The organism is Mesobacillus boroniphilus JCM 21738 (genome assembly GCF_000517385.1).
GTDB classification, from domain to species: domain Bacteria; phylum Bacillota; class Bacilli; order Bacillales; family Cytobacillaceae; genus Mesobacillus; species Mesobacillus boroniphilus.
Genome location: NZ_BAUW01000134.1, coordinates 1 through 7,200 on the forward strand (window position 1 = coordinate 1; position 7,200 = coordinate 7,200).

Genomic DNA, 7,200 nt, shown 5'->3' on the forward strand with positions numbered 1-7,200 from the left:
GTTTACTGTTTCAATTTCAGTATCATGTCTTCATCCGGCGTGACGTAAACGGTCTGCTGTTGTTCATAAATCACGAAACCAGGCTTTGCTCCGGCTGGCTTCTTCACATGACGCACTTTGGTAAAGTCGATAGGAACTGAGCTAGAATTCCGTGCTTTGCTGAAGTAGGCCGCAATCTGTGCTGCTTCGAGAATGGTTTCTTCAGCAGGCTCTTTGCTGCGGATGACCACATGCGATCCCGGGATATCTTTTGTGTGGAGCCATATTTCATCGCGGGCAGCTACCTTGTTTGTTAAGTAATCATTTTGCTTATTATTTTTCCCGACAAGGATTTCCGTATCATCGGAAGAGCGATATTTTTCAAGGTGTGGCTTAAGGTTTTGCTTGTTTTTATTTCCTTTTTTCTGACGGGCGCGGATATATCCGCCTTCAATCAACTCTTCCCTGATTTCCTCAATATCCTTTGGTGAAGCTGCCTCAACCTGTTGCAGGAGTGAATCAAAATAGGCAACCTCGGCTCTGGCTATTTCAATTTGTTCTTTTACAATATTGACGGATTTCTTGGCCTTTTGGTATTTGGTGAAGTATCTTTGGGCATTTTCCGAAGGTGTTTTCCGCGGCTCCAGCGGAATTGTAATCGAAGCGCCGTCTTCATCATAATAATTAACCACTGTTATTTCCTTCATACCTTTTTTGGCCATGAAAATGTTTGCAGTCAGCAGTTCTCCAAATAATTGGTACTGCTCAGCCTTTTTCGCATCTTCAAGAGTATTTTCTAGTTTTAAGATCTTCTTCTCATTCTTTTCTTTCTCATTAGCAATCAGGCGCTCTAAATCGTTTCCCTGCTGCTTGACCCTGTCACGTTCTGCCTTGCCAAAATAAAAACGGTCGAGCAGGCTGCTCAGAGAATCAAAGGACTTTGCTTCTCCCTTCAAATGTTCAAGCGGAATCAGGTAAAATGCCTCTTTATTGCTGCCATTGGTAATGGAAGGTTTGTAGTGGTGTTCTCTGAACTCACTCATCACGGAGATGAAGGCCTTTGGAAGGGTCGTGCGGTTTGCAAGGCCAGCTTTAAAGACTATTTCCTTGGCCAATACCGGTGACACTCCAGCAAAATTTGAAACTAGCTGCTTATCGAGTTTGCCTGCATTAAAATCTATTACTCTTAATACATCTTCCTCCTGAGCCTCAAACGGGTTCATTTTCTCCTGTTGCGGAGGCAAGACATACTCTTGCCCAGGCATGATTGCCCTGTGTGTATTCACGGCAAATGAAACATGCTTGATGCTGTCAAGGATCGTATTCCTGTTTTTATCGACGATGATGATGTTACTGTGGCGACCCATGGTTTCAACAATCAACTGTTTATAGGATAAATCGCCGATTTCATTTCTTCCTTTTACTTCAAAAATAATCATCCGGTCAAGGCCGGCCTGTTTGATATTTTCTATTATGAAGCCTTCAAGGTGTTTGCGCAGAAGCATGCAGAACATTGGTGGTTCGTTAGGGTTATCATATTGCTCGTTTGTGATTTGGACCCTGGCGTAGCTCGGATGAGCAGACAAAAGCAGTTTGTGGTTAACTCCGTTTGCCCTCACAGCCAGGATAATTTCATTTTTATAAGGCTGGTGAATCTTATTGATTCGCCCCCCTTTAAGAAGGGAGGAAAGTTCGTTTGTGATGGCTCTTGTAAACAATCCGTCAAATGACATATGGAAAACATCCTTTTCTATTTATCTGAAACCTTGTCTGGTATGACCAAGGCGCCTCCGCTTTTATATTGTCCAGCTGCGGCTCCTAACTCCTCGAGTCGTTTCGGTCCTGCCAATGAAGTCAAAGGGCGACTTCACTGGCTGGCCCTCCAACGCTTGTCGGAGTTGGGCAGTCGCCTCCGCTTTTCTATTCTATTAAACATCTTATCATTTTTTTGGACAGGGCTGAATAAGCTTTCTTTAGAGTAGGACAAACAAGGAGGAAGTGTGATGGCCCCATGAAGTTCCATGAGATGAATGAAAATGAGATAGCTAGTGCCTTAAGAACAGATTTTACAGAAGGATTGGAAGAAAAGGAAGTAAAACGCAGGCGTGAGCAGCATGGATATAATGCATTGGCCGAGGGGGAGAAACAATCGGCATTGTTATTATTCTTCAGCCAGTTCAAGGATTTCATGGTACTGGTACTCCTTGCAGCAACTCTGATATCAGGTCTTCTAGGTGAAATGGTCGATGCGATCGCCATCATAGCCATTGTTCTTGTAAATGGAATTTTAGGTTTTTTCCAGGAAAGGAAGGCGGAAAAATCACTTGATGCCCTGAAAGAGCTTTCTGCACCGCAGGTTCATGCTTTGCGTAATGGAGAGTGGACCAAGATTCCGTCAAAGGAAGTCGTACCTGGAGATATTCTTAAATTTATAAGCGGGGACAGGATAGGTGCGGATATTCGATTGATTGAATCCCGAAGTCTGGAAGTTGAAGAGTCAGCGCTTACGGGAGAGTCTGTGCCAGTACAAAAAAACACAAGTCCGTTGAGGATTCCTAACCCGGGACTCGGTGACATGGAAAATATGGCGTTTATGGGCACGATGGTTACAAGGGGAACTGGAACCGGTGTTGTTGTTGCTACAGGAATGAAAACAGCAATGGGCCAGATTGCTGACTTGCTCGAGACGGCCGAAACACAGGAAACACCGTTGCAGCGCAGGCTGGAACAGTTGGGCAAAATCCTGATTACAGCAGCTCTTTTCTTAACACTATTGGTAGTTGGGATTGGAGTGCTTCAGGGGCATGATCTATATACGATGTTTCTTGCGGGTGTCAGCTTGGCGGTTGCCGCCATCCCGGAAGGACTTCCTGCAATTGTAACTGTGGCATTATCACTTGGCGTCCAGAGAATGATCAGGAAGAATGCGATCGTCAGGAAGCTGCCGGCAGTGGAGACACTTGGCTGTGCGTCTGTCATTTGTTCTGACAAAACAGGACGATGACGCAAAACAAGATGACGGTCACTCATCTTTGGAGTGGCAATAAAACTTGGACAGTCGACGGTGTAGGATATTCACCAACAGGGTTGTTCTTTCATAATGACAAAAGCGTGGACCCGCAAAATGAAAAATCATTGCAGCAGCTGCTTACATTTGGCATGCTTTGCAACCACGCTGAGATGATTGACAAAGATGGTGAGTACGCAATTGATGGTGACCCAACTGAAGGTGCTCTTCTGGTTGCCGCAATGAAAGCCGGCTACAGAAGAGAGAACTTGCTCAACCAGTTTGAAATTGTAAATGAGTTCCCGTTCGATTCCCAACGAAAAATGATGAGCATGATTGTAAAAGATAATACGGGACGTAAATTCGCTGTTGTAAAAGGCGCACCGGATGTCCTGATTGGATTGAGTGATTCAATCCTTTGGGACGAAAGGCAGCAGCGCCTGACAAAAGATTTGACCGCTAAAGTCCAGGGGGCGATTGACGAGCTGGCTGGCAACGCATTAAGAACGATAGCGATTGCCTTCAAACCGATTCCGCAAAACACTGTAGTACTTCATGAAAATGAAGCCGAAAAAGACTTGGTTTTCATTGGTTTGCAGGGTATGATCGACCCTCCGCGTCCTGAGGTGAAGACAGCTGTAAAAGAATGCCGGGAAGCAGGGATCAAAACGGTGATGATTACTGGTGATCACGTCATTACCGCAAAGGCGATTGCGAATCAGTTAGGCATTTTAACCAAAGGCAGTAAAGTATTGGATGGAAAAGCGTTATCAGAGATGTCCGTTTCTGAGCTTGAAGATATCGTCGATGATGTCTCCGTTTTGCACGAGTATCGCCTGAACATAAACTAAAGATCGTCAAGGCACTGCAAAACAGAGGACATATTGTCGCTATGACAGGCGATGGCGTTAACGATGCCCCAGCAATTAAAGCGGCAGATATAGGTGTGGCTATGGGGATCGCGGGTACAGATGTTGCGAAGGAAGCTTCTTCACTCGTACTTCTGGATGATAACTTTGCGACTATTAAAGCAGCAATAAAAGAAGGCCGGAATATTTATGAAAATATTAGGAAGTTCATCAGATACCTACTGGCTTCCAATGTTGGGGAGATATTGGTCATGCTTTTTGCGATGATCATCGGTTTGCCCCTGCCACTAGTGCCGATACAAATCCTGTGGGTGAACCTGGTAACAGATGGCTTGCCTGCGATGGCATTGGGGCTGGATCAGCCTGAGGAAGATGTCATGAAAAGGGCGCCGCGTCATCCTAAGGAAGGGGTTTTTGCCCGGGGGTTAGCTGGAAGGTCGTTTCAAGAGGATTTTTGATTGGATTAATGACTTTGTTGGCATTTATGATTGTCTATAATAGAAACCCCGATGACCTGGTATATGCACAGACGATTGCGTTTTCTACACTCGTGATGGCACAGTTAATCCACGTCTTTGATTGCAGGAGCGAAAAATCGATATTCGCCCGCAATCCTTTTGAGAACAAGTATTTAGTATGGGCAGTTATTTCTTCATTGGTCATGGTTCTAGTTGTTATATATTCACCTGTCTTGCAGCCAATATTCCATACCGTTCCAATCCTGGCGGTTGACTGGTTGTTAATCCTTGGCTTATCGGCAATTCCTACATTTTTGCTTGCAGGAACATTTTTTGCAAGAAAAACAAAGAGAAATATGATATAATCCGTTAGGTAATAGAGAAGGCTCTATTGCCTTTCTTTTTTTTTCGTAATCTTTCTTGCATTTACTGCTAAAAGTTTTATGAAAATTAAATACGTTCCTGGGCTTGAGATATCCTCTCGAGGTGAGGGCGAGAAAAAACAAGTATTAGAGATTACATAAATGAATAAGCCTGTTCCACAGGTCTACAGGAAACTCGACTTTTTGGAAGGCTCTTTTCTCAAACTTTGTTGCTATTGGCTACAAAATAGGATTAAATGACCTATGTTTCTTCACAAAAACAAAGATTATTAAGAGAAAAGAGCTAGCACACTTAATACCGAACTGCAAAATGGCTTTTATCACGTTAAAATCGGCGTTAGGATTTTAACAACAATCTTACGAAATCAGCCTTTTAGAAAGAATGGATGTGTCTGAAATGGTCGTCAGTATGACCGGGTTTGGAAGGAGCAGGCTGAATCAGAGAGGTTCAGTGTCACAGTCGAGGTAAAAACGGTCAATCACCGTTTTTGTGAATTCCATATTCGCATGCCCAGGCAGCTCCTGAAAACGGAAGAAAAAATAAAGAAGAAACTTGGCGAACACATAAAAAGAGGGAGAGTCGAAGTATTTGTAACTTTGGAAGGCGAAGGCATAGTTAGCCGAAGTGTACATATTGACTGGAAAGCTCTGGACGAATTGGTCCATCATATATCAGAAATTAAAAACAGGTACAGCATAACGGGGGATATTGAGCTCCGTGATATTGTCAGCAGGGAAGAAATCATCCATATTGAGGAAATAGAAGCTGAGAATGAAGAACTTGAACTTCTTGTCCTTTCTGCCGTTGAGGATGCAGGCAACCAGCTGGTCCAAATGCGCAGACTGGAAGGATCAGCACTTGAAAAGGATGTATTGCAGCATATCGAACAGCTAAAAGAGAACATTTCGAGCGTGAATAAGCTGGCGCCTAATGTTGTAGAGCAGTACCGCGAGAGACTTCAAAAGAAAATGGCTGAATTTATGGATAGCCAGGCAGATGAGGATAGAATCCTCACCGAGGTTGCCTTCTTTGCAGATAAAGCTGATATCAGTGAAGAGATTGCCCGTCTTGAAAGCCATGTAAGTCAATTCAAAGATATAGTGAAGGCTAATGAGCCACTTGGAAGGAAACTTGATTTTTTGCTTCAGGAAATGAATCGCGAGGTCAACACGATCGGTTCCAAGGCGAATGATTCGAGAATTGCCAGGGAAGTTGTCGAAATGAAAAGTCTCCTGGAAAAGGTTAAGGAACAAGTTCAAAATATAGAGTAGCGTTTAGAAAGGGTCTTTAAAGGCCAAAATAAATAACTGATGATTGGGGGACCATCATGGCAATAAAGCTTATAAATATAGGCTTCGGCAATATTGTTTCAGCTAACAGGATCATTTCGATCGTAAGTCCTGAATCAGCTCCAATTAAACGGATCATCCAGGACGCTCGCGACCGAGGATCGTTAATAGATGCTACATACGGAAGAAGGACGAGAGCTGTCATCGTCATGGACAGCGACCATGTCATTCTCTCTGCGGTACAGCCGGAAACGGTAGCTCACCGCCTGAATGACCGTGATGATATTATTGATGAAGGGTAGGACTATTTAATGCAGGAAAAAGGTTTGTTGATTGTTCTTTCAGGACCATCAGGAGTTGGCAAAGGCACGGTCCGGAAAGAATTATTTTCCCAGCACGATACAGCTTTTGAATATTCCGTGTCCGCGACAACGAGGCTCCCGCGTGAAGGTGAGCAAAATGGAGTGGATTATTTCTTCAAGACAAGGGAAGAGTTTGAAGAGATGATCAGAGAGGACCAGCTTCTAGAGTATGCAGAGTTTGTTGGCAATTACTATGGAACTCCAGTTGAATACGTCCGCGAAACGCTCGATGCAGGAAGGGATGTTTTCCTTGAGATTGAAGTTCAAGGAGCAAGCCAGGTAAGGAATAAATTTCCAGACGGGCTATTCATTTTCCTTGCGCCGCCCAGTCTTTCAGAGCTTGAAAACCGGATCGTGACACGAGGCACTGAAACGGAAGATATCATCAAAGGCAGGATGAAAGCTGCAAGAGAAGAAATTGAAATGATGGAATTATATGATTATGTGGTTGAAAACGATCATGTTGAAAACGCAGCCGATCGAGTTAAGTCAATCGTTGTAGCGGAACACTGCCGCAGGGAACGCGTGCAACATCGTTATAAAAAAATGCTGGAGGTTGAATAAATGCTTAATCCTTCTATTGACTCTTTAATGACTAAAATTGATTCAAAATATTCATTGGTATCGGTTGCTGCAAAGCGCGCGCGAAGCATGCAGGTACACATGGATCCTAAATTAGATAAGTATGTTTCCCACAAATTTGTTGGCAAGGCACTTGAAGAAATCAACGCAGAAAAGCTTCACTTCAAGACAGCAGGAAGCCATGAAGAGTTAAATATCAACGAATAACACCGCGATAACAACCTATTTATTGGGTTGTTATTTTTTGTTGGTTAGGAAACTATAAAATTC

Annotated in this window: 4 protein-coding genes and 2 pseudogenes; 5 read left to right on the top strand and 1 reads right to left on the bottom strand. The window is 43.6% G+C overall.

Going from position 1 to position 7,200, the window contains the following annotated elements; genetic code table 11:
• Window positions 1-2 precede the first annotated feature (2 nt).
• Window positions 3-1,712, bottom strand: coding sequence for an Rqc2 family fibronectin-binding protein (locus JCM21738_RS20320; RefSeq protein WP_023614953.1), 1,710 nt, complete (start codon window positions 1,710-1,712; stop codon window positions 3-5).
• 278 nt (window positions 1,713-1,990) lie between these two features.
• On the opposite strand from JCM21738_RS20320, the pseudogene JCM21738_RS20325 reads away from it, so the two are divergent.
• From JCM21738_RS20325 to rpoZ, 5 genes and pseudogenes are all read left to right on the top strand, one after another.
• Window positions 1,991-4,678 (top strand): annotated as a pseudogene (locus JCM21738_RS20325) (calcium-translocating P-type ATPase, SERCA-type).
• Window positions 4,679-5,093: 415 nt separating this feature from the next.
• Window positions 5,094-5,968, top strand: a pseudogene (locus JCM21738_RS20330) (YicC/YloC family endoribonuclease).
• A 56-nt stretch (window positions 5,969-6,024) separates the two neighbouring features.
• Window positions 6,025-6,288: an extracellular matrix/biofilm regulator RemA gene (gene remA, locus JCM21738_RS20335; RefSeq protein ID WP_023614949.1), complete on the top strand. Its 264-nt coding sequence runs from the start codon at window positions 6,025-6,027 to the stop codon at window positions 6,286-6,288.
• 9 nt (window positions 6,289-6,297) lie between these two features.
• Entirely contained in the window at window positions 6,298-6,912 is a 615-nt protein-coding gene (gene gmk, locus JCM21738_RS20340) for a guanylate kinase (RefSeq protein ID WP_023614948.1), read from the top strand.
• A complete protein-coding gene (gene rpoZ / locus JCM21738_RS20345; RefSeq protein WP_023614947.1) occupies window positions 6,913-7,137 on the top strand; it encodes a DNA-directed RNA polymerase subunit omega in 225 nt (74 codons plus the stop codon). It begins immediately after the preceding gene.
• Window positions 7,138-7,200: the final 63 nt, after the last annotated feature.

Coding starts and splice junctions, on each gene's coding strand:
- JCM21738_RS20320 (WP_023614953.1), bottom strand. CDS start 1,712: ATGTCATTTGACGGATTGTTTACAAGAGCCATCACAAACGAACTTTCC.
- remA (WP_023614949.1), top strand. CDS start 6,025: ATGGCAATAAAGCTTATAAATATAGGCTTCGGCAATATTGTTTCAGCT.
- gmk (WP_023614948.1), top strand. CDS start 6,298: ATGCAGGAAAAAGGTTTGTTGATTGTTCTTTCAGGACCATCAGGAGTT.
- rpoZ (WP_023614947.1), top strand. CDS start 6,913: ATGCTTAATCCTTCTATTGACTCTTTAATGACTAAAATTGATTCAAAA.